At 53.2% G+C, this 21,270-nt stretch carries 19 protein-coding genes; 2 read left to right on the top strand and 17 right to left on the bottom strand.

The genetic code is table 11. The features are described 5' to 3' along the window. Positions 1-53 precede the first annotated feature (53 nt). The 11 genes from ACFO9Q_RS07145 to ACFO9Q_RS07095 all read right to left on the bottom strand — a co-directional run bounded on the left by ACFO9Q_RS07145 (position 54) and on the right by ACFO9Q_RS07095 (position 9,747). Positions 54-176, bottom strand: a complete 123-nt coding sequence (locus ACFO9Q_RS07145) for a hypothetical protein (protein WP_379180171.1) — start codon at positions 174-176, stop codon at positions 54-56. A 1,083-nt stretch (positions 177-1,259) separates the two neighbouring features. Beyond that, complete coding sequence (locus ACFO9Q_RS07140; RefSeq protein WP_379180168.1) at positions 1,260-1,718, bottom strand: MarR family winged helix-turn-helix transcriptional regulator; 459 nt, start codon at positions 1,716-1,718, stop codon at positions 1,260-1,262. Between the two features lie 365 nt (positions 1,719-2,083). Then, on the bottom strand, positions 2,084-3,025 hold the full coding sequence (locus tag ACFO9Q_RS07135) for an urease accessory protein UreD (protein WP_379180166.1): 942 nt from the start codon (positions 3,023-3,025) through the stop codon (positions 2,084-2,086). Further along, positions 3,003-3,737 (bottom strand): urease accessory protein UreG, encoded by a 735-nt coding sequence (ureG, locus tag ACFO9Q_RS07130; protein WP_379180164.1) that lies wholly within the window; start codon positions 3,735-3,737, stop codon positions 3,003-3,005. Before ureG ends, ACFO9Q_RS07135 begins: the two co-directional genes overlap by 23 nt. Before the next feature lie 55 nt (positions 3,738-3,792). Next, positions 3,793-4,485 carry an urease accessory protein UreF gene (locus tag ACFO9Q_RS07125; protein WP_379180162.1) on the bottom strand — a complete coding sequence of 231 codons (693 nt, stop codon included), beginning with the start codon at positions 4,483-4,485 and terminating at the stop codon, positions 3,793-3,795. An 11-nt stretch (positions 4,486-4,496) separates the two neighbouring features. Further along, on the bottom strand, positions 4,497-6,212 hold the full coding sequence (ureC, locus tag ACFO9Q_RS07120) for an urease subunit alpha (protein ID WP_379180160.1): 1,716 nt from the start codon (positions 6,210-6,212) through the stop codon (positions 4,497-4,499). Beyond that, positions 6,209-6,577 carry an urease subunit beta gene (locus ACFO9Q_RS07115; RefSeq protein WP_379180158.1) on the bottom strand — a complete coding sequence of 123 codons (369 nt, stop codon included), beginning with the start codon at positions 6,575-6,577 and terminating at the stop codon, positions 6,209-6,211. The genes ureC and ACFO9Q_RS07115 overlap by 4 nt, the downstream gene beginning before the upstream one ends. 40 nt (positions 6,578-6,617) lie before the next feature. Further along, positions 6,618-6,923: an urease subunit gamma gene (locus tag ACFO9Q_RS07110; RefSeq protein ID WP_379180156.1), complete on the bottom strand. Its 306-nt coding sequence runs from the start codon at positions 6,921-6,923 to the stop codon at positions 6,618-6,620. A 222-nt stretch (positions 6,924-7,145) separates the two neighbouring features. Next, the gene (gene tatC / locus ACFO9Q_RS07105) at positions 7,146-7,874 is read right to left on the bottom strand and encodes a twin-arginine translocase subunit TatC (protein WP_379180154.1); all 729 of its coding nucleotides are present in this window, start codon (positions 7,872-7,874) and stop codon (positions 7,146-7,148) included. A gap of 1 nt (position 7,875) precedes the next feature. Next, the gene (locus tag ACFO9Q_RS07100) at positions 7,876-8,091 is read right to left on the bottom strand and encodes a twin-arginine translocase TatA/TatE family subunit (RefSeq protein WP_379180152.1); all 216 of its coding nucleotides are present in this window, start codon (positions 8,089-8,091) and stop codon (positions 7,876-7,878) included. A gap of 12 nt (positions 8,092-8,103) precedes the next feature. After that, the gene (locus tag ACFO9Q_RS07095; RefSeq protein WP_379180150.1) at positions 8,104-9,747 is read right to left on the bottom strand and encodes a PhoX family protein; all 1,644 of its coding nucleotides are present in this window, start codon (positions 9,745-9,747) and stop codon (positions 8,104-8,106) included. A 244-nt stretch (positions 9,748-9,991) separates the two neighbouring features. Here ACFO9Q_RS07095 and ilvD point away from each other — a divergent pair, with 244 nt between their 5' ends. Further along, positions 9,992-11,662 (top strand): dihydroxy-acid dehydratase, encoded by a 1,671-nt coding sequence (gene ilvD / locus ACFO9Q_RS07090; protein WP_379180619.1) that lies wholly within the window; start codon positions 9,992-9,994, stop codon positions 11,660-11,662. A gap of 94 nt (positions 11,663-11,756) precedes the next feature. Here ilvD and ACFO9Q_RS07085 read toward each other — a convergent pair whose 3' ends face one another. The 4 genes from ACFO9Q_RS07085 to ACFO9Q_RS07070 all read right to left on the bottom strand — a co-directional run bounded on the left by ACFO9Q_RS07085 (position 11,757) and on the right by ACFO9Q_RS07070 (position 15,444). Further along, positions 11,757-12,632, bottom strand: a complete 876-nt coding sequence (locus tag ACFO9Q_RS07085) for an anti-sigma factor domain-containing protein (RefSeq protein WP_379180148.1) — start codon at positions 12,630-12,632, stop codon at positions 11,757-11,759. Further along, a complete protein-coding gene (locus tag ACFO9Q_RS07080) occupies positions 12,629-13,207 on the bottom strand; it encodes an RNA polymerase sigma factor (RefSeq protein ID WP_379180146.1) in 579 nt (192 codons plus the stop codon). The genes ACFO9Q_RS07085 and ACFO9Q_RS07080 overlap by 4 nt, the downstream gene beginning before the upstream one ends. A 184-nt stretch (positions 13,208-13,391) precedes the next feature. Continuing rightward, on the bottom strand, positions 13,392-13,910 hold the full coding sequence (locus tag ACFO9Q_RS07075) for a hypothetical protein (RefSeq protein WP_379180144.1): 519 nt from the start codon (positions 13,908-13,910) through the stop codon (positions 13,392-13,394). A gap of 136 nt (positions 13,911-14,046) precedes the next feature. Further along, on the bottom strand, positions 14,047-15,444 hold the full coding sequence (locus tag ACFO9Q_RS07070) for a polysaccharide deacetylase family protein (RefSeq protein WP_379180142.1): 1,398 nt from the start codon (positions 15,442-15,444) through the stop codon (positions 14,047-14,049). 167 nt (positions 15,445-15,611) lie between these two features. Here ACFO9Q_RS07070 and ytvI point away from each other — a divergent pair, with 167 nt between their 5' ends. Further along, positions 15,612-16,739 (top strand): sporulation integral membrane protein YtvI, encoded by a 1,128-nt coding sequence (gene ytvI / locus ACFO9Q_RS07065; RefSeq protein WP_379180139.1) that lies wholly within the window; start codon positions 15,612-15,614, stop codon positions 16,737-16,739. 169 nt (positions 16,740-16,908) lie between these two features. On the opposite strand, the gene ACFO9Q_RS07060 is transcribed toward ytvI, so the two are convergent. Continuing rightward, positions 16,909-18,828 carry a peptidoglycan D,D-transpeptidase FtsI family protein gene (locus ACFO9Q_RS07060; protein ID WP_379180137.1) on the bottom strand — a complete coding sequence of 640 codons (1,920 nt, stop codon included), beginning with the start codon at positions 18,826-18,828 and terminating at the stop codon, positions 16,909-16,911. Positions 18,829-18,932: 104 nt separating this feature from the next. Next, positions 18,933-21,137 (bottom strand): methyl-accepting chemotaxis protein, encoded by a 2,205-nt coding sequence (locus ACFO9Q_RS07055; RefSeq protein ID WP_379180135.1) that lies wholly within the window; start codon positions 21,135-21,137, stop codon positions 18,933-18,935. Positions 21,138-21,270: the final 133 nt, after the last annotated feature.

Raw genomic sequence — 21,270 nt, 5'->3', positions numbered from 1 at the left:
TGAGGAATAAGGGTTAATTGCGCTACGTTCATGCCAACACTACCTTATTAACGTTAAGCTCCGCCCTTCTCTTCATGGAGTTCACCCTTATTCTTAATGAGCAGCATGAGGACCATCGCAGCCATCAGCACACTCTTCTCCTGTCTGCGCCTGCTAATCTTCTTAATCGCCGCCATATTGGAACACTCCTCCCGTATCCTTGGATGAGTACAATAATAGGTTGGAATATAATAGTTATTTAGTTTATGTTAGTTTACATGACATATGAACGCTTTGCACTAGGTAATCTGTCGCACAACTGACATCCGACACCATACGATATAGTCTGCGGTGTGATGGTTCATACTAGTGTAATCAATGAATAAGGAGGGGATTAGACTTGGCTAAGCAGCAGGGGCATGGCAGGAAGAACACCCAGACCAAGACATCTGACAAAAAAGGCAACTCGTCCGGCAACAACCACTAACCCATATGTAAGGCTCGTAAAAATGGAAAAACAGCCTTCCGGCAATCGCCGGAAGGCTGTTTTATTCAATAAATCTGATGCGACTGGTTCCCGTAGCTGCTTAACAAGCGCAGTTGCATCAGTTTCTGATGCTGCCAACCCTAAGAATGACTTGGCCCCTCAACGTCCCCCCGCTGGCTGCATTTAGGTGCATTTCTTATAAAGGCACCTATCGGTCAACCAGAGAGGTCATGCCAGCGTCGATAGGGCATAAATTGCACCTATTGGTTACCCAACAAGGTCATGCGAGCGTCAATAGGGCATAAATTGCACCTATCGGGCAACCAACAAGGTCATGCCAGCGTCGATAGGGCATAAATTGCACCTATCGGGCAACCAACAAGGTCATGCCAGCGTCGATAGGGCATAAATTGCACCTATCGGGCAACCATCGAGGTGCATACGAATGAAACAGGGTATAACATGTACCTATCCACTCTCTCCTCCCATGGTTACGCCCCGTTACTGTTGCCGGTGGAGCAACTACTACAATGTTCTGCATACCGATAACCAAGTTAAGAATACCTATGCAGATTTCATTTCTGCACCTTATTATGCTCGGCTTAATTGAATCCCATAGTTTAGTAATCGGATACTGGAGCATCCGAGCAAGACTAGTTGGACTCCAATGGCGCATAGAGTCTCACACAGCAGCGGACATCCGCGGCAACTCCCCGGAACGCCGAATAGCACCGGATTCCGGTGCTCTAAAACCATTCTATAGGTCTATGCCGTCTCAGACTGCGCAGCAATCTTACTCGGCTGTATTTTCTTCTTCCAAGTTGACAGACATTCTGCGGAATATATCGATAGCTTGAGACATCTCCTCCGCGCTCATTCCATGGAACAACTTCAGCATGAGCTCTTGTCTGACTTTCATGATTTTCGAGACGAGCGCCTGTCCTTCCTCGGTCAGCTCCATCATGACGATGCGCCGGTCCTGTTCGCTTCGCTCCCGCTTAATATAACCGAGCTCAATCATCCGATCGGCAATGCCCGTGATGGCACCGCTAGTAATGGAGAGCGCATCTGCCAGTGCGGAAGCCTTCTGCGGCCCCTGCTCCGACAGCAGAATAAGCATCTTCCCATGCGTCATGCCAAGCCCATGAACGTTGTTCTTATTCCACTCGGTGAAGATGAGTCGGCGAACTTGGCGGAAGGCTTCGTCGAGCTCCTGCATAAGGGATAGCTTGTCTAGGTTGCCCGGTTCCATCCTCTTCCTCCATTCTAATCTAAGGGTGAATCTGCTTCCCTATTAGTCTGCAACAGTATACGGCTTCAAGGATGCACAGTCAATCGTCGATGAGCTCAGCGTGTGACCTCAGCGTGTTGACCTCAACAATAACCTTCCTTGTCGCTAACCCCTATCACCGGTAACACTCCTGTCGGTCGGTTAGCACGCCTGTCGATCGGCCAGCACTCCTAATCAGCAAACACTCCTATCGGTCGGCCAGCACTACTAATCAGCAATCTCTCCTATCAGTCGGCAAGCTCTCGCTCCTCCTGACAGCAGCTGCCCTCATAACTAAGGGGACTGCCCATTGAATCAACGGATTCAAGGCAGCCCCTCCTTCACCCTTATTTTATCCAATCTACCGATTCCAGCTCCGTAATGACCTTCCGCGCCTCACGCCAGACGCTGCGAAGCGTCTCCTCTAATATCCAAGCCGAAGCAGCGCCTGCAGTAACCGCTAATCCGTATCGATAAGTAGCAGAGATACCCGCAAGGACGGGGTGGCTCTCCCTTACAGGAAGCTCCAGCAAGTAAGCCTTGAGCTGCTCTACGTGCCCTTCCTTCAGCCGGTCACCGAACACATAGAATGTTCCCCAGTGGGTCAGCTCCTCGAAGCAGCCGGGCGCCCCAAGGCGCTGGACCCCAGGTTCTATCCGCTGTCTCTGCGTATAGATTAGCTCATCGCCATATCGCACGGTCAACTCATTACGGAATAGCTGGTAATCGAACTGCTCGCCTCTCATTGTGCGTCCTGGACATAATACCTCCGCTTGCATCCAGACGGAGCCGGGAGCTAACCGGACCTCAGTCTGGCTATGGAACAGCGCTTCGCGGTAGAGCATAACCGGCTCTGGCATATGCTCGACGATTGCCCCCTCCTCCAGCACGAACGATTGCTGCATGGAAGAGCCCAGCTTCGCGCTGGGATGAACCTTCGTATACGATTGATTCGTGATGAGCACATGCGTACCGGGGCCGCACAGCCAATGAAGCCGATAACGATCCCCCTCCAGCATGCCGGGAGATACATCCATCACTATGATTCCCAGCGCTCCGCCATGCAGCGGGAATGACTTGGCAATCTTGATAGGCGCCGTATGATACCTGCCCGACAGGATCGTATTCCCGCCGCGGCACGTCAGCTCAGCCCGCAGCTCGGAGCTGCGCTCCCCAGCTTCCTTCCCTGCAGCAACTCCAGCTTCCTTCCCCGCTGTCAACTCTGGCGCATCACCAGCTGCCTTGCCTGGTCCATTCCCTGCAGCCTTAATTGTGAGACTGTTCAGCATGCGTCTTCATCGGTCCTGTAGTCAGCTGAATCGTATGACTGTGCTCAACTCCGCGGGCGTGAGCCACTTCATGCTCAATCCAGGCGACAATATCATCCACGCCGTCACCGCCGAACATATTGGAGAAGATGAACGGACGGCTGCCGCGCATCTTGCGGGAGTCGGACTCCATCACTTCCAGACTAGCCCCAACATGAGGCGCCAGATCAATCTTATTAATGATAAGCAGGTCGGAACGCATAATACCAGGTCCGCCCTTGCGCGGAATCTTCTCGCCTTGAGCGACGTCGATAATATAGATGAACCGATCGACCAGCTCCGGACTGAAGGCCGCCGCCAGATTATCACCACCACTCTCGATGAAAATCATATCAAGCCTCTCGAACCGCCGCTCCAGCTCCTCAATCGCTTCAAAGTTCATGGACGCATCCTCGCGAATGGCGGTATGTGGACAGCCGCCCGTCTCCACGCCGATAATTCGCTCTTCCGGCAGAATGCCCGTGTTCAGCAGAATACGCGCGTCTTCCTTCGTATAAATATCATTTGTAATGACGGCCATCTCATACTTGCCATACAGCTCACGTGTCAGACGTTCCACCAGCGCCGTCTTGCCGGAGCCAACCGGGCCTCCGATTCCAATTCGAATCGGCCGCGAGCTGTCCATTGCGGGCTGTTCCCATTCTTGATGCGAGTGTCCTTGTCCTTGGCACATTTTGAATTCCTCCTATAGGTTTTTTGCGAAGCAAAAAATCCGCTTCGTAAGCATATTAAGACATGAATAGCCTGGAATATAGATTCTCATGCCGAATCATAGCGAGCTCTGCCATTGGCATATTCGAATAGGCCTCTTCCGGCTCCAGCTGAGCTGCCAGCGCAGCTGCCTCCTCAGTTAACGGAATGAGCTTCGCAATTAACGCCTGTCCTTCGGTCTGGCCCATCGACATGAGCCTTAGAGCACTGTTGATACAAGTAACGATACAGGTGTACAAGTAGCCCTGTGCCGCCCGCTGCTCGCTTACCCCTAGCTGCAAGCAGACATATCCATGGACTAGCGGGTGAGTAACTAGGCATCGTCCGGACTTATGAGCCTCCGTCAGAGGCTGCCAGTTCAGGTCGGGATGAATGGCGACAGCGAGCTGCAGCAGTCTTCGCCCGATTTTCTCCACACCGCTCCTCGTCTCTGATGCCATCCGTTGGGTGTGAACGATCCGTTCCACTTCCCACAGCCGATTCCAATCTAGCTCCGGAGCATCCCGGTATACCGCCTTGATGACCATGGCATCGGAGGTCGTCCAGCTCTGCAGCATCATGGCATAGGTGTAGCTGAACAGCTGCGAGGTGGTCGTCATCCTGCCTTCCTGCACCAGTGTCTCTAGTCCGAAGGAATGGGAGAAGCTGCCGATTGGCAGTGCAGAGTCAAGCAGCTGCTGCATGGCTAGCCACGAGATAGATTCATTCATGACTGCACCTCTTAGAATAGGAAGTAGCGCTGAGCCATAGGCAGCACTTCAGCCGGCTCGCAGGTAATCGGCTCCCCGTCCACGCGCACCTCATAGGTGTCAGGATCAACTTCAATCTTAGGTGTAGCATCATTATGAATCATATCCTTCTTCGTTACCTTGCGGCAGCCAATGACGGGCTCGACTCGCTTCTGCAAGCCTAGCTCTTCCTTAATTCCCCGTGCATGAGCAGCACCGGAGACGAAGGTAATGGAGCTCTCGTACTTCGACTTGCCGAGGGCAGCGAACATCGGACGGCCGAACACAGGCTGAGGTGTCGGGATGGAAGCATTCGGGTCGCCCATCTGAGCATAAGCAATGCTGCCGCCCTTAAGGACCATGTCCGGCTTCACCCCGAAGAACATCGGGCTCCATAGCACGAGGTCCGCGAACTTCCCGGGCTCGATGGAGCCGACCAGATGGGACACGCCATGGGTAATAGCCGGATTAATCGTATACTTGGCAATATACCGCTTAATGCGGAAGTTATCATTAGCCTCCGTATCCGGAGCGAGCGGCCCTCGCTGCTGCTTCATATTGTCTGCCGTCTGCCAGGTGCGGATAATGACCTCGCCCACCCGTCCCATCGCCTGGGAATCGGAGGAGATCATGCTGAATACGCCCATATCATGCAGAATGTCTTCCGCTGCAATCGTCTCCGGCCTAATACGGGAATCCGCGAACGCCACATCCTCTGGTATTCGGCTGTCCAAGTGATGGCACACCATGAGCATATCCAGATGCTCTTCAATCGTATTAATCGTGTACGGTCTCGTCGGATTCGTAGAGGATGGCAGCACATTCAGCTCTCCGGAAGCTACGATAATATCCGGTGCATGTCCGCCCCCCGCTCCTTCGGTATGATAGGTATGAATCGTACGACCGCCGATTGCTGCCAGCGTATCCTCGACGAAGCCGGATTCATTCAATGTATCGGTATGTATCGCGACCTGAATATCGAATTGATCGGCTGCCTGCAGGCAGGTGTCAATAGCTGCCGGAGTAGTCCCCCAGTCTTCATGCAGCTTCAAGCCTATAACCCCTGCCTCAATCTGCTCTACTAGCGGCTCCAGGAATGAAGCATTGCCCTTGCCCGTGAAGCCCAGGTTCATCGGGAACTCCTCGGCTGCTGCAAGCATTCGCTTCATATGCCAGGCGCCAGGTGTAACCGTCGTTGCATTCGTCCCGGTTGCAGGGCCGGTTCCGCCGCCAATCATCGTCGTGACGCCCGATGACAGCGCGGTCTCGATCTGCTGCGGACAGATGAAGTGGATATGGGAATCAATTCCCCCGGCGGTGACAATCTTCCCTTCACCGGCAATCACCTCGGTGCTGGCTCCGACAATCATCTTCGGATGCACACCGTCCATGATGTCTGGGTTGCCTGCCTTGCCGACAGCTACGATGACGCCATCCCGCAGCCCGATATCTCCCTTGACAATGCCCCAGTGGTCAATGATGACCGCATTCGTAATGAGGGTGTCCAGCACACCCTCGTCACGCACTGCGCCGCTCGATTGCCCCATGCCATCCCGGATGACCTTGCCGCCTCCGAACTTGCATTCATCGCCGTATACGGTGTAATCATGCTCGATCTCCGCCCATAGCCCGGTATCAGCGAGCCGGACAGCATCGCCTGTTGTGGGCCCGAACATGCTTGCGTAGCTCTTGCGGTCCATCCTGCTCATGTACGCTCTCCTTCCCACTTCATCAGCCTGGCACGGACGTCTTCGGGCATCGCTCCTGCGATGGCCTTGCCTCGTGTAATATGATTAAGCCCGTATGACAGCTTAGAGCCTCCCAGCTCTACCAGCTTGACCGGCTTCTCCTCTCCTGGCTCGAACCTCACTGCGGTTCCTGCAGCGATATTCAGCCTCATTCCGAAGGCTGCTTCACGGTCGAACTTCAGTCCGCGGTTCACTTCCATGAAGTGATAATGCGATCCGACTTGAATGGGACGATCTCCTGTATTAACGACCAACAGCTCCGTCGTCTTGCGTCCAGCGTTCAGCTCAATGAAGCCTGCCGCGGTTCGATATTGTCCTGGAATCATCGGTGACTGCCTCCCTCTTCATCTATACTTCCTGCTGCGTCTAGCCTGCTATAGGGTGATGGATCGTCACCAGCTTCGTTCCATCCGGGAAGGTAGCCTCCACCTGCACTTCATGGATCATCTCTGGAATGCCGACCATAACCTGCTCTCGGGTTAGTATCTTCGTTCCGTACTCCATCAGCTGCGCCACCGTCAGCCCATCACGTGCACCTTCCATAATCTCGGAGGTAATGAGCGCGACACTCTCGGGATAATTCAGCTTCACCCCGCGATTCATCCGTCGCCTAGCTAGATCTGCCGCAATCGTAATGAGCAGCTTTTCCTTCTCGCGTTCTGTTAACTGCATGAATCCACCTCATTTGGAAGTAATATTTTTATTATAGAGGGGGCATTTACTGAAGTAAATCACTTTGCGTCAGATTTTGTGACATGTCATTGAAGTCGAAGCCATCAGGTGGAGGTATTCATGTGACATGAAGTGACATGTCTATTCTGCCAGCGCACGAATAAGCCGCAGCATGATCGCTGCGGCTCTACGGCTTAACCTTTTACTAACAATACGAACGTCTTAAGTAGAATCCACCGACGCCTTGACCTGCTTCCGATAGACAACTCTGGAGATCGTAATACTGATCTCATAGAGCAGAATGAGCGGCACGATGACGACGAGGTCGGATAGAATGTCCGGCGGCGTAATCGTTACGGCGATAATGACCAGCAGGAAGTACGCAAGCTTGCGCGCCTTAGCCAGCCTAGCAGGATTCACGATTCCGAGCTTGGTCAGGAACATGACGACCGCAGGCATCTCGAACAGCAGCCCGAAGGGCACGGTCATATGAATCATGAAGGTGAAGTACTTCTCCGCCGTATACATGGTCGTGAAGTCCTTCTCCGCAATCTGATTCATGAAGTGAAGCACCATAGGGAACAGCACGAAGTAGCCGAAGGCGATGCCGATGAGGAACAATACCGTAAGGCTAGGGATGAAAATAAGCGTAGCCCGCTGAGCCTCCTTCGGAACCGCAGGCTGGACGAAGCGCCACACTTGATAAGCGGCGACCGGAATCGTAACGGCCGTTGCAACGACCGCGGAGATCATCAGATAGACCCACATGACATCGGATGGGCCTAATACGACAAGCTGCTTGTCCATGCCTCTCACAAGCCAATGATAAATATCTCTCACATAGATGAAGGAAGCGGTCATTGACACAAGAAAGGCGATAAGGGTCCGGATAATCCGTCCCCTCATCTCCTCCAGATGACCGAATACGCTCTGCTCATTCCGGTTCGCCATCTTACTCCTTCAGCGCAGCCGGTGCAGCAGGCTGTTCCGCGTCCTTCTTCGTGTCGTCCTCGTCTCCGTTCACGAGCCCGCGCGTGGCCCCCTTGAATTCGCTTAACGTACGGCCGAAGGCGCGGCCCAGCTCAGGAAGCTTCGATGGTCCGAATATAATGAGGGCAATGATCAGGATGAGGACTAGTCCTCCTATACCAATGTTACCGAACGGCATATCTATCTCTCCTTATTTACCTAATTGGAAGCCGCTGATCGCTACGACGCCGCAGCGGGCCTTCTTGTCACCTGAACGGTGCGGCCACAGGCTGGTTGGGTTAGCCAGGTCTGTCGTATTCTCGCCAGGGTGCTGGACGGACAGGAACAACGTCTGCTCATCAGGGGTGAAGAACGGGCCGGTCAGCTCACTGTCATTCGGTCCTGAAGCGAACTGCAGCGCCTGTCCCTTGCCAGAGCCGCTGGTCGGGATGACGAACAAGCCGTTGTTCATGAACGTCTTGTGTACGCCCTTGTTCTGCGAGCTGCTGGATATATCGGTGACGACCCACAGATGACCGTTGGAATCGAAGGCCAGGTTGTCCGGTGAGGAGAAGCCCGATTGCCTGCCACCCGCAGCGAAGATCTCGAAGTCGAATTCGAGCGCGCCTAGATCGCTTCCCGCTTCGAAGATACGGGTAATATGGCCGTGGATATTGCCATGGAGATCATTGTTCGTATGACAGATGAACACCGTGCTGTCGAACGGGGAGATCTCGATGTCCTCCGGACGATCTGTCGGCGTACCGCCCACTAGAAGGCCTGCTTCTTGCGCATACGTAACGACATCTGCTTGTGTCTTGAACTTCGCTTTTTGTTCCGGCGTGCCCTTCTCAAGCGCCTTCGTCACGGCTTCAATCGTAACAGGCAGCCACTTGCCGGACTTCAGATTCGCTACATACAGCGTTCCTTCCGTCAGCAAGGCAGCATTCGTACGCCCCTTAGCCTTCACATATTTGTTCTTGGAGATGAACTTATACACGCAGGCGTCCTTCTTATCATCGCCCATGTAGACGACTACGCGGCCGTCAGCAGCAAGGCCCATCGCTGTGTTCTCATGGTTGAAGCGGCCAAGCGCCGTATGCTTCTTCAGGTAGCTCTTGTCGAATGGATCTACTTCAACTACCCAGCCGTAATGCGTGTCAGGCAGCTTCGCGGAAGCCGCTGTCTCGGAGAAGTTCTCTTCGCAGGACAGTACCGTGTTCCACAGAGTCACGCCGCCGGAGCAGTTCGCGAACGTTCCTTGAGCCGTCGTTGCGCTGCCCAGTGCAGGAGAGCCCTTGGCAGGACCTGTGAACTCGAACTTGGAGAAGCCGTTAATGCGGCGGGCGTGTGCAGACTTCGTGTCCATCTTCCAAGTGCCCTTCTCATCACGGAACACCTCAATGACGGACATCCCTTGATAGTACAGGTTCTTCTTCACTTGCTCCGCTGTCGGCTTATCGTTCACGATCGGACCTAGGGAGAAGATGGTTGTATATTCATGATTGTTAACGAGCAGACCATGCGTGTTCGAGCCGTCGATCGGGAAGAAGGCGTTATAGTCGGAGCCGGAGCCGAATTTCTCGCCAGCCGGGTTAATGACATCGTCGAATGCGGCAATGACATCGTATTTGAAGTTTTGCGGCAATAGGAGCTTGTCTTCTTTTGAAGGTGCAATAGGATTGAAGTAGCCGCTTACCTTGTTCGTGTTGAACCCGAATAGATGATCAGCCGTTTTGGACATCGCGGATGCTTTACCTTCCAGCGCCCCCAGACCAGCTGAAGCCGCAGCCAGTGCCGCAGCGCCAGTGCCTAAGTAGGACAGGAACGTTTTGCGATCAATAGAATTACTCAAGTGAGTCTCCCCCTCAACCTAATTTAGTGACAAGACAAGCATAGAGGTTGAATGTTAACGTATCGTCACGAATAATTGGATTTTTTGTAAAAGGAAGGAGGAGCCCCCTGCCATTCGTCATAGGCACAGCTGTGCTGGCCCCCCTCTAATACCTTCCTATTGCCTAGCCAATGGTAGTCCAATGTGATAGACTAACAAGTATTACATTCCACCCTGGGAGGGACTTCTTGTGGCACCTAAAAAGATGCGTTCAGACATGATTAAAAAAGGATTCGACCGCGCTCCCCACCGCAGCCTGCTTCGTGCGGCCGGCGTGAAGGAAGAGGATTTCGACAAGCCTTTTATCGCGGTATGCAATTCTTATATCGATATTATTCCCGGTCATGTTCACTTGCAGGAATTCGGCAAGCTCGTTAAGGAAGCCATTCGTGAAGCAGGCGGCGTGCCGTTCGAGTTCAACACGATTGGTGTCGACGACGGTATCGCCATGGGACATATCGGCATGCGTTATTCCCTGGCAAGCCGCGAGATTATTGCAGATTCTGTTGAGACCGTTGTCAATGCACACTGGTTCGACGGCATGGTCTGCATTCCGAACTGCGACAAGATTACTCCAGGTATGATTATGGGCGCGCTCCGCGTCAACATTCCAACGATGCTCGTCAGCGGCGGCCCAATGAAGGCTGGCAGAACGTCTGACGGCCGTGCAATCTCGCTCTCCAGCGTATTCGAAGGCGTCGGTGCCTTCCAAGCTGGAACGATTGATGAAGCAGGTCTTCAGGAGCTTGAGCAATACGGCTGTCCAACATGCGGGTCCTGTTCAGGCATGTTCACCGCGAATTCGATGAACTGCTTGGCCGAGGGGCTAGGCCTTGCCCTTCCGGGCAACGGAACCATCCTTGCCGTATCGCCAGAGCGTCGTGAATTCGTCAAGGATGCTGCCCGTCAGCTCATGAAGATCATTGAGCTCGGCATCAAGCCTCGTGATATCGTGACGAAGGATACGATAGATAATGCATTCGCACTGGATATGGCAATGGGCGGTTCGACGAACACCGTTCTTCATACGCTTGCTATTGCTCACGAAGCAGGCATTGAATATCCGATTGAGCGCATCAATGAGATTGCAGAGCGAGTTCCTCACCTTGCGAAGATCGCTCCCGCTTCGGATTACCACATTGAAGATGTTCACAATGCCGGCGGAGTCAGTGCGATTATTAATGAACTGTTCAAGAAGGAAGGCGCGCTTCACGGCGATTGCATAACGGTAACCGGCAAGACGCTCCGTGAGAATGTAGCTGGACATGAGATTCAGGATACCGATGTTATCCATACGATCGACAATCCGCACAGCGAGCGCGGCGGACTAGCTGTCCTGTTCGGCAACCTGGCTCCTCAAGGCGCCATCATTAAGGTTGGCGCGGTGGACAAGTCGGTTGGCGGCTATCACAAGGGACCTGCAATCTGCTTCGACTCGCAGGATGAAGCTCTTGCCGGCATTGCCAGCGGCAAGGTGAAGGAAGGCCACGTTGTCGTCATCCGCTATGAAGGTCCGAAGGGCGGCCCAGGTATGCCTGAGATGCTCGCTCCTACTTCACAGATTGTCGGCATGGGACTTGGCGCTAAGGTTGGTCTTATTACAGACGGCCGATTCTCCGGCGCATCCCGCGGCATCAGCATCGGACACGTATCGCCTGAAGCAGCCGAGGGCGGCCCTATTGCCTTCGTGCATGACGGCGACATCATTGAGCTGGATATGAATAACCGCAAGATGGAGCTTCTCATCAGTGACGAAGAGATGGAGAAGCGCCGCAGCGAGTGGGCGGGCTTCGAACCGAAGATCAAGCGCGGGTACTTGGCTAGATACTCACATCTGGTTACGAACGCCAGCATGGGCGGCGTAATGAAGATGTAGGCAATACCCCCCCAAAAAAAAGGTTGTTAGGAAGCTTTCGCTTCTTAACAACCTTTTATTTTGGTACGAGGTGCGCAGCTTTCTGGATCCTTACTTATGCCTCTAGAGGTCCAGCCAGGACGATGCTGCCTCGCGGCTGCGAGCCCTTCGCATCCGGCTCGAGCGTAATGGCAATCTGATCATACTGATCCGGCTCGAAGGTGAAGTACAGCGCGCCTGTCCCGTTATGCGTGAGGAAGGTGCCTGCATTAACCGGCTTGCCGCCCTTCAGCAGCCATACCTGGAACGCTTCGTTATCCTTCAGCTTAGGCAGGCTCTCGGCTTGCACGATGAGATGCATGCCCTTCGCATCGATAACGATCGTCGCCAGCCCTTGTGCGACTAGATCCTTGGCAGGCGACAGCGAGACGACATGGTTCACTTGTACACCCGTAGCTGGATTCTCTGCTGCAGCCACCTGCTGCTCCAGCTCGTTCACCTGCTTGCCGAGATCAGCGGTCTCCTGACTCAAGGTGGATACTCTCTGGGCGAGCACTGCGGATAAGATTAACAGCACCGCCGCTGCTGCTGTCATCACCCGGTTGAGCGTGGAATTGCGGCTTCCAGTAGGGCTTCCAGAGCCTCTCTGTGGCAATTCGTTGTACTTGTAGGCAGCCGTCGTGATTCCCTCTAGCTGATCCTCCCGTCTGCTCTCTGTTACGCTGTGCAGATTCGCTTCCAAGGAAGCAGCCTCTTCATCCTCAGTCTGTGATGAGCTAAGCACATTTGCCAATATTCTTGCCTTCATGCCTTGCGGAGGTTCTGCCTCATCTACAGCCCAAGGGAGAATATCCATCATAGGCCTCATCTCCTCCAGCTTGCGCTGACATGTCATGCAATGCGGCAAGTGAGCTTCCACCTGCTTCTTCGCTTCTTCATCAAGTCCGCCTAGCATATATAGTTCAACGTCGTCACATCTATTATGGATCATTGCCGCACCCCCTCCTTCCATCTATGATCGAATCGCTTGCGTAATTGACCGAGGGCGAGCCGTACTCGGCTCTTCACCGTGCCAAGCGGGATATCATGCTTCGATGCCACTTCCTGCTGCGTATAGCCCATGTAATAGATCATCTCAACGACCTGCTTCTGATCCTCATTCAGCTCACCAATCGCTTCCCTCATCTGCTCACCGAGCAGCCTTTGCTCAACTTCATGCTCGGTGCTGACCGGCTCTGCCGTTCTCTCCCATACCTCTTCCTCCTGCGCTTCCAGAGGCCTTCTGCCCTGCTTGCGTAGCCAGTCAATGGACAGATTGCGCGAGACCGCGAACAGCCATGTGCTGACCTTGCCTGCCGACCCGTCTGTCTTCATTCTCCCCGCTGACTTCCACACTCGCATGAACAGCTCCTGAACCACTTCTTCCGCGGCCATCGAATCCTTCACCATTCGAAGGACGAAGGAATAGATTGGTCGTTCGTATTTGTCATAGAGCTGCTCCAATGCCAGTGCATCTCCTTCGGCTATTTGCCTGATCAACTGCTCATCTGCGGCCGGCTCCCCCATGGGGCTGATCCCTCCCTGCATGATCTGTTATGCCACCATCATACCTTGCTGATGCGAGATGTCCAGTCTTTTCACCACATTATTAAAATATAAAAAAAACCTATGAGAAATTGTGATCCGAGCGGCCAATCCCATCGTACTACCTCAATTAAGCAAAAAAATAACACGATTATCGTGTTATTCATTAAGGAATATATTGCTGGACAATTCGAATAATCTTCCCGTCTTGTACGGTGCAATGGTAAGGGTAATCCCGCATGCTCCAGTCTTCGTTCTCTTCAATGAGAGTGATGAATTCCTTCAGCCCAATCTGTTCATTCCAGATGATGTCCGCTTCCTCCGCCTTACCGGTCCGGTTATAGATCTGCATGAGCACAACCGCATCCGTCGCTATTGGCAGGGAGGTAATCGATGAATCGGAATCGATTATGTAGTACCCGTCTGGAGGTCCCTCCTCACCTGACTGCCCCTCCTGCTCCTCGAACTTAGCCTTCGCAGCTTCTCCTTCGTACCATTCAATCTCATTAAGCTTGGCCACCCATGTTCCTTCGGCCCATTCCACATTGTGCAAATATCCGGTAAAAACGGCTTCCGTCTGCTGCACCTTCATATATTCCATCTCCGAAGCCGTTGCCCCCTGGATGGTTGCCAACGTGACCAACGTGATGGCTGACAGTATGCTTAACCATGCTCTACTCTTCATCGGACCATCGCCCCTTCTACCTCCATCCTATTCTTAATTCTAGATGGAATCTATGGGCAAAAGGTTGCAACAAATAGAAAAAACCCTCATTCCTAAGACATGGGAATGAGGGAGTCTTATGCTCGAATGCTGTCTGTTAATAGGCCGAGGAACGGCCAAGCGCGGAATCCTCGCTTGCCGAATGAACAGCACGCTGTGAGCCTTCTCCAAGCGATAGCGCCCCATCCTGAACAGCGGCAGGTACAAGCGGCAGGTATTGTCTGACCCTGCCCATCGGCATAATCAGCATGCGCGGGGTTACCGTGTTGCGGCGCTCCTGCCCTCTGGAGCTGCGCTTGCCAGGTGACAGCACCTTAAGCAGGATGCGGAGGTAGACGCCTGTCAGCTTCTTGAACCAGCCGTCCGGCAGCTGGAAGATCTCGAAGCCAAGCCGGTCAGCGCCTCTATGAATCATCGTAACGCCGTACACGGCCCTTGCTTCCTTCGATGCTGGATCTTCCTTCAGCTGCTCAGCGAGGACTGGAAGAGCTCTCTCCACTTCCCTCAGCATCCGGATGCCTGTCGCAACCGGCGAGGAGGACTGGGCAGCTATACCGGACAGCTTCTTGTTGTCGAAGTGCAGCTCTACAATCTGGTCTCCCCTTGCGAGGCTGCCGCCTTCAGCCAGCTGCAGCGTATCCCCCTGGTAGGTCGTTATCCGGTAATGGAAGGCAGGCTCATGCTCGCCTACCTTCTTCATGGCGAATACGAGGTGGAACGCCTTCTCATACAGGAGCCATAGCCCGATGAGCATCCTCTTCCACAGCTTAGGCTGCTTCTCCCGGTACTGATCCGTCAGCTTCATCATCTCATCGATGCCGACGAATCGATAGCCTCGCTCCCTGCCCGCCTCAAGATAGCGGCCGAGCGCTTGAAGCATATGCTTCGGTGCATCTTCATCCGCACCAAGTGTGAGCCCGCAATCATGAAGCAGCAGTACCTCACCAGGCTTCAGCTTCCGCATCATCCGCTTGCTTAGACGCTTCGTGCCAACCTTGGAACGCCAATCGCCGAACATAGCAGACCATAGAATAATCTGCAGATAGCCTAGATTAGAGTAATCGAATACGTTGACGATGCCCCATGGCGGGCGGTAATACGCGGCTTGAATACCCGTTGCCCTCTCAATAATGTCCGATGTCCGCTCAATCTGACGCTTCACCGTGCTCGGACGCATGAGCCAATTCGACTTATGAACATAGTTATGAATGCCTATCCTGTGCCCTTCCTCCGCCATCCTCTTCAGCAGCTCAGGATGAGATTCCGCATGTGAGCCCACGACGAAGAATGTCGCCTTCGCGTCGTATCGAGCGAGCAGATCAAGCAGCTGCGGAGTATAGATCGGGTCTGGTCCATCATCGAAGGTAAGTGCAATCTCTCGCTCAACCTTGCCCTTCTTGAAGACGCGGAAGCCGAAGGTTCGGCTGATGAGCCCCGGGAGGAACGCGTAGAACGTTAGCAGGTAGAATCCCCACAAGAGCAAATTCTCCATCATTTTTTCCCCACCGTTATTTTGGTTTATAGTGTAATCATACAAGTCATATGAACAACGACGATAACCTTAATTGTAACATAACGCAATAAAAAATAGGCATCTTTTTAAAAACTATAGTACAATCATTATGGATTTATGATACTAGAAATTAAAGGAGCTTTTACTATATGCTGCCCTTCTACAAAAAATATTGGCGGACCGCATTTGACATTGCGCTGATCGCTCTCACGGTGTACCTGGTCATGTTCGCCTTCAGCTACTTGTACCGTATTGCCACGCCTATCTTTTTATCCTTTGTTATTTATATGTGTATTGAGCCCCTCGCGAAGCGGCTTCATCGGCTTGGCATGAAGAAGTCTATCGCATCCGGCATTGCCGTCCTGCTGTTCACGCTCATCCTGCTGGCTGCCTTGTCGGGGCTCGCTTATGTCGTGACGAAGGAAGGCAATGACATCATTAAGCAGCTGCCGGCCTACCAAGAGCTGCTTAGAGAGCAGGTTGACCGGAATGCAGCCATCATTAATGAGCGTATCGATGCTCTGCCTCCTGATATTGGCACGAAGATCACTGAGTTAATTAAGGGCTCAAGTGAGAAGCTGACCGGAATTGCCACGCTTCTGCTAAGCAGGCTAGTCGGCTACGCCACTTCCTTCTCGACCTTCTTGTTCAACTTCGCGATTGGCATCATACTCGCCTACTTCCTCAGCATTGAGATTACACAGTGGCGCAAGACAGCGAGTGACAAGACGCCAAGAACGTTCAAGAAGGCCTTCTACTTCCTGAAGGACAATGTGTTCAAGGGAATCGGGGCCTATCTGAAGGCACAAGCGAAGCTGATTACGATTACGTTCGTCGTCATCTTCATCTCGCTCCTGCTGCTCGGTGTGGATGGGGCGCTCGTCATCTCCCTCATCTCTGCGCTGTTCGACATCTTGCCGCTGCTAGGCGTCGGAACGGTGTTCGTCCCATGGATTGTGTACTTGATTATCGTGGGAGAGACTACGCTTGCGGTCTGGCTGACCGTACTGTTCCTTGTTGTCGTCCTGACGAGACAGATTCTCGAGCCTAAGATTACGGGCGACACGCTGGGCGTATCCGCCTTCACCATGCTGGCCTTCATGATTATCTCTCTATCGCTGTTCGGCATTGCCGGTGTCATCCTGTCGCCTATCCTGATGATTCTCATTAAGGCGCTGTATGATCAAGGATACTTCCACCGCTGGATTCGTTCACCTCAAGGGGAGTTCGACCCTGCTAACAGCAGCCAGCCTGTTGACGATCACAACTCTGTATAATGCCAAGCCTATATGGTCAAAAAAGCCTCTGCCCGATTCAAGGGCAGAGGCTTATTCTGTACGTGACAAGCACAGATGCCTAGGTCTATGCTTGACGCGCTGCTAAGTTAGATGCTCATGCATGCCGCTGGAATGCGGACGTGCGATGTTGCTCGCGGCGTATATGGTGCTAACGCGCTGGCTTGCGCGCGTGCTCTGCTTCGTGGGCAGCGATGAGGTCCATGACGCCGCGGAAGAGCTGTGTGGCCTGATGGGAGCTGTCAGGCGACCGATTCTCCGCCAGCACAGCAACCGCGTAGCGGGGGGACTTCGCCGGGCCGTAGCCCGCGAACCACTGGTGGTCCAGGGCGGCTCCGGCGCGCAGCACCTCGGCGGTGCCGGACTTGCCGGCAAGCGCCCAAGTGCCTTGGCGGATCGATCGACCGGTTCCGTGGTCGACGACCGCTTCCATGCCGCGGAGCAGCGCTTCGGCTGTGGCCGAATGGATTCGGCCATAGCCTGCGGCAGGCGCCTCCTGCGGAGCAAGCTTCACCATCCGCTGACCGTTCGCATAGCGGATCTCTTGAACGAGGCGCGGCTGCATGACGCGCCCATGATGGAGCAGCGTGACCATCAGGTTCGCTGCCTGCAGCGGCGACATCAGCACATCACGCTGGCCGATGCCGCTCTGGGCGAGCAATCCGCCGTCCCTCGCGCCTCGCTCTCTGCCTCCAGCGGACTTACCTCCGCTATTCGCGCCACCCTCTCCTCCTACAGCGGACTTACCGCCGCCCCCCGCGACTCCAGCGGGATCAGCAGCGGTTGCGAACACTCTGCCGCCTTCCTCTTCCTCGAGCAGCCGAATCGGCCCTCTCAGAGGCCCATAGTTGCCCTCTGTAGCCCAGCCAACCCTTCTCCCGATGCCTAGCGCCTGTGCCGTTCGCTGCAGTTCCCCAGCACTTAGACGCTCGGCTATCGCAGCGAACACGATATTGCACGATTGAGCAAGCCCCTCTCGCAGCGTCAGATGCCCATGCCCTCCCTCCTTCCAGCAGGAGAGCCCGTACTTGCCGTACTCACCCTCGCAGTTGAAGCTCTCTCCTTCTCTCGCTGCCTTAGTCTCCAGTGCAGCAGCTTCCGTCACCAGCTTGAACACGGATCCTGGCACTGCAGCCTTAAGTGCATGATTGGTCCAAGCCGAAGACCCGACAGGTTGGTCTTCAGGCTTCAGCATGGGCATCGATATACTCGCCAGCACATCCGCGTTACGAGTATCCAGCACTACGATGGCCCCCTCAGCAAGGCCTTGCTGCTTGGCGTATTCCTCAATCTTGCGTTGGAGCTCAAGATCTAATGTCGTAATGACCTGGAGCGGATAATAGGGATTGTGGGGCTGGCTTATCCGCGCATCAAGGCCACGGAGCGGCCTATTCCTCCCATCCGTATAGTAAGCGATGGAAGAGGCGCCTGTCCCCCGCAGCAGCTCATCCAGAGACTTCTCCAGCCCTGCTCCTCCGATGATATCATCCACCCTTCGAGACCTGGCTGCGAGCTCTCTGGCATGATGCTGCCGCATCCATTCCGGATGCTGGCTGACATATCCAATCATATGAAGGACAGATCCTTCTGAGCTTGTACGGGACCTGTAAGGAACTACCCTTATGCCGGCAAGATGCATACGGCTAATCTGTTCCTTCTGCTCATGATTAAGCCGATAAGGGCTGCTCGATCCTTCTCTCATCCAGAATGAAGGCTCAATCATGCCCTCGAGCTGTTCGCGAAGCTTGTCCTCCCGAACACCAAGCAGGTCAGCGAGCCTCTTCAGCTCCTCCGAGCTTCCCCGTTCATTAGCTGAAGGGAATAGAGCAAGCGAATGATAGGTCACGCCGGTAATGACCTTCCCGTTACGATCCACGAAGTCGCCTCTCCCTGTATCCAGCACAAGCCGCCGCTCTCTCTGGGCAACAGACGCCTTCTTCCAATCGACAGGAGTCTGTGCATGAGAAGGAACATGTGGCGGCACGAGCTGCAGCCAACCTACCCGTATCAGACATACTAACAGCAGCCCGCATAATAGAGCCCCTGCTGTGAAGATTCGCTTATCCAACAACTCTTGTTCCTCCTGCGCGAAGTTCTTACCTCTCATTATGATCCTTGTCCTTGCAAAACAAACCGCCTTCCCCATAAGGGAAGGCGGCATGATCATTACCTGTATTAATCAATCTTGAACTTAGACAATGACTCCTTAAGCTCACGAGACACCGTATCAAGCTTGTCGGACAATCTCACCAGTCCGTTGCTAATGTTCATCTGCTCGCTGCTAAGCGAGGCTACTTCCTCTGAAGTAGCAGATGACTCCTCCGCCACCGCGCTGACATTGCTCATTGCCTCAGACAATACGGCTTGCGATTCGTTCAGTGAGCCGATGGATGAAGTTACTAAGTCTAGCCTCGTAATGAACTCGCCCATCTGGCCTTGTACAGTCAGGAAGATCTGATTCGCTTCCTTCACAGAGCCAATCTGCTCTTGGAAGAGCGGATAAGCATCAGATAGAACACTGACCGTTGCATCAATCTCCTGTTGTATCGTATCCGTAATGCTTGCTACTACACCAATGGATTGTCTGGATTGATCAGCCAGCTTGCGAATCTCATCGGCAACGACCATGAATCCCTTGCCAGCTGCTCCCGCACGAGCTGCTTCAATCGTTGCATTAAGTGACAATATGTTCGTCTGCTTCGTCAGATTGTTAAGCACGTCGAGTATTTTGCGAATGGAGCCTGTGCTCTCCTTCAGCTTGTCAACCTTCTCAACCATCGAGCGGGTCATCTCTTCGGTCATACCTGTCTTCTGGATAAGAACACCCATATAGGCTGTTCCTTGCTCACTTGCCTTCTGGGCTTCAGCAGCTGATTCCACCATCTGTCCGTTGGAGGAGATGACCATCTTCATCTGCTCGTTGATACTGCCCGTCAGATCACTGCCCTTCTCCGCTTCCATCGCCAGACTCGTTGCACCGCCGGCAATCTCCTCAGTGGCCACGGCAATTTCCCTTGCTGATAATGCAGTCTTCTTAGAAGCATCTGTCAGCTCGCTTGCCGTCTTCCATACTTCTTCAGCTGACATCGTCGTCTGCTTAGCCAAGCTTGTAATCTCAGCCATCATCCGATTGAAGCTAAGGGCCAGCTGGCCAATCTCGTCCTGACGCTTCGTCATGGCAGAGCGGACAGTCAAGTTCCCACGCTCGCCCTCATTCATGAGATTCCTAAGCTGTACTAGAGGGTGCGCAATAGTACGAATGACGATCATACTAATGATCAGAGCAAGGATCGAAGCGAATAACACAATGATCCAGGTCAGATTGCGAATCACATCGGCATCCTTGACCAATTCATGGACAGGAATCGTTGCAACGAGCTTCCACGGCATAGAAGTAAGCTGCTTGTAGGAGACTAGCACGGCTTCGCCGCTCGTCGTATCCATATGCTTGGAGCCTGAATCATCCTTCAGTTGAGCAATATTGGCCGGTTCTGTAATTCGTTCAATATCTACAGCGGCTGCTACATGATTTTGTTGGTCAATAATGGCAACGGCACTGCCTTCTCCTAGCTGGAGTGAGCTGAACTGAGCGATAATATGTCTCACTTCAACCTCCATGATGAGCACGTAGACAGCTTCATTCGAGCTTGAATTTTTGAGCAGTCTGCTCACTGCGATGGTTGCAGCCTTTTTATTGGCAATTCCGTCGGTTATTCCTTCTTTCTGAGGAGCTACCCACACCGCACCTCCGCCAGCTGCTTCCACTGATTTGTACCATTCCTTGCTCTTAATCTCTTGCAGATTGACAACTCCGCTTGATCCGGCAGAGATTGGCTGCAGCTTTTCATTAATTGGTACCAGCAGCACACCAGCTACGGTGTTGTTCCCCATAACGTAATTAGATAGCTTCTCTGTAAGCTTGCGGCTTGACTCGAAGTAGGAGAAGTCATCTGCCGCCTTGCTCATATCGTCAATATGTTGGTGGACCTCTTTATCAATGAGAATCTGCATCGTCAGATCTTCATAATTTTTGAACATAAGGTCAAGCTTACCAGCGGTCTGGTCAATCGTCTGGTAGCTAGCACTGGATACCTTCTCTTCCACAATACCCTTAGACTGTGAATAGGCAATCAGGCCAACAATGAGTACACATGCGACTATACTGCAGAATATGAATAGGAATAGCTTCGTCCCAACTGACTTAGCAGGGTTGGTGAGAGCCAGCTCTTTTAACTGCTTGGCTGAGGAGTTAACTAAGTTATGGCGACTTGTTTGCGCTTTCACATCCCCCTCTGCAGAAGAATGGTTCCCTTGCGAAGAGCCGCTAGCTCCATTTTTCTCTTTGTTTTTCCCATTACGTCCAATATTTAACTTTTTCATATACGGCACCGCCCTTTATCAAGCTTTACCAGATATATCGGTTCAATATGAACCATTTGTGAGGTTTAAGGCTCAAAAAAAAACGCCAACCTTTACAATTACGTAAAATTGGCGCTTCTTCATGCCTAGCTGC

The organism is Paenibacillus sp. GCM10023252, from assembly GCF_042653305.1.
Classification (GTDB): domain Bacteria; phylum Bacillota; class Bacilli; order Paenibacillales; family Paenibacillaceae; genus Pristimantibacillus.
The sequence above is the reverse complement of the archived record's forward strand: the minus strand, read 5'-3'. Positions and strand labels throughout refer to the sequence as shown.

Excerpts from the sequence above, each read along its gene's own strand:
- ACFO9Q_RS07145 (WP_379180171.1), bottom strand. The coding sequence starts at position 176 with ATGGCGGCGATTAAGAAGATTAGCAGGCGCAGACAGGAGAAGAGTGTG.
- ACFO9Q_RS07140 (WP_379180168.1), bottom strand. The coding sequence starts at position 1,718 with ATGGAACCGGGCAACCTAGACAAGCTATCCCTTATGCAGGAGCTCGAC.
- ACFO9Q_RS07135 (WP_379180166.1), bottom strand. The coding sequence starts at position 3,025 with ATGCTGAACAGTCTCACAATTAAGGCTGCAGGGAATGGACCAGGCAAG.
- ureG (WP_379180164.1), bottom strand. The coding sequence starts at position 3,737 with ATGTGCCAAGGACAAGGACACTCGCATCAAGAATGGGAACAGCCCGCA.
- ACFO9Q_RS07125 (WP_379180162.1), bottom strand. The coding sequence starts at position 4,485 with ATGAATGAATCTATCTCGTGGCTAGCCATGCAGCAGCTGCTTGACTCT.
- ureC (WP_379180160.1), bottom strand. The coding sequence starts at position 6,212 with ATGAGCAGGATGGACCGCAAGAGCTACGCAAGCATGTTCGGGCCCACA.
- ACFO9Q_RS07115 (WP_379180158.1), bottom strand. The coding sequence starts at position 6,577 with ATGATTCCAGGACAATATCGAACCGCGGCAGGCTTCATTGAGCTGAAC.
- ACFO9Q_RS07110 (WP_379180156.1), bottom strand. The coding sequence starts at position 6,923 with ATGCAGTTAACAGAACGCGAGAAGGAAAAGCTGCTCATTACGATTGCG.
- tatC (WP_379180154.1), bottom strand. The coding sequence starts at position 7,874 with ATGGCGAACCGGAATGAGCAGAGCGTATTCGGTCATCTGGAGGAGATG.
- ACFO9Q_RS07100 (WP_379180152.1), bottom strand. The coding sequence starts at position 8,091 with ATGCCGTTCGGTAACATTGGTATAGGAGGACTAGTCCTCATCCTGATC.
- ilvD (WP_379180619.1), top strand. The coding sequence starts at position 9,992 with ATGCGTTCAGACATGATTAAAAAAGGATTCGACCGCGCTCCCCACCGC.
- ACFO9Q_RS07085 (WP_379180148.1), bottom strand. The coding sequence starts at position 12,632 with ATGATCCATAATAGATGTGACGACGTTGAACTATATATGCTAGGCGGA.
- ACFO9Q_RS07080 (WP_379180146.1), bottom strand. The coding sequence starts at position 13,207 with ATGGGGGAGCCGGCCGCAGATGAGCAGTTGATCAGGCAAATAGCCGAA.
- ACFO9Q_RS07075 (WP_379180144.1), bottom strand. The coding sequence starts at position 13,910 with ATGAAGAGTAGAGCATGGTTAAGCATACTGTCAGCCATCACGTTGGTC.
- ACFO9Q_RS07070 (WP_379180142.1), bottom strand. The coding sequence starts at position 15,444 with ATGATGGAGAATTTGCTCTTGTGGGGATTCTACCTGCTAACGTTCTAC.
- ytvI (WP_379180139.1), top strand. The coding sequence starts at position 15,612 with ATGCTGCCCTTCTACAAAAAATATTGGCGGACCGCATTTGACATTGCG.
- ACFO9Q_RS07055 (WP_379180135.1), bottom strand. The coding sequence starts at position 21,137 with ATGAAAAAGTTAAATATTGGACGTAATGGGAAAAACAAAGAGAAAAAT.